The organism is Helicobacter sp. NHP22-001 (assembly GCF_030270165.1).
GTDB lineage: Bacteria > Campylobacterota > Campylobacteria > Campylobacterales > Helicobacteraceae > Helicobacter > Helicobacter gastrofelis.
In genome coordinates, this window is the sequence record NZ_BSWS01000039.1 from 1 (window position 1) to 488 (window position 488).

General features: G+C 35.2%; 1 pseudogene. It reads left to right on the forward strand.

The annotated features are described in order from the left end of the window. Positions 1-488 (forward strand): annotated as a pseudogene (locus tag QSJ47_RS08135) (nuclease/transposase family protein); the annotation flags it as partial.

The window sequence follows — 488 nt, forward strand, 5'->3', positions numbered from 1 at the left end:
ATGTTAATCGCCTACAAGCAGAAACTCTACAATTCAAGCAAAAATAAGCACATCGGCAAACTTCTGCGCCTCTATAGCATTGCTACAATCATTGCATTGCTTTGCATAAGAGGTATTATGGGCTTTTTAAAAAGCATTTAAAACTCTACACTCTGCAAAAGCACATCACAAAGCTAAAAAGAACAAGCAGGTTTGCTTTTTTAAAAACTCTAGGCCCTAAAACTTTGCAGGAGTTAGTAGAAAGGATAGACAAAGCCTATCAAAAGTTTTTTAAAAAACAGGACAGACCACCTAGATTCAAAAAGACAACCCTATATCAATCTTTCACATTCAAGGGCAAGACAGGTTATAAAATCCAAGACAATGTTATTTCTTTTAATGGCTATGTTTTTAAGTTTGTCAAGACCTACAACCTTGTAGGTAAACCCAAGACTTTAACCGTTAAAAGAGATAATCTAGGCGATTATTTCTTGTGCTTGGTGTGTGAA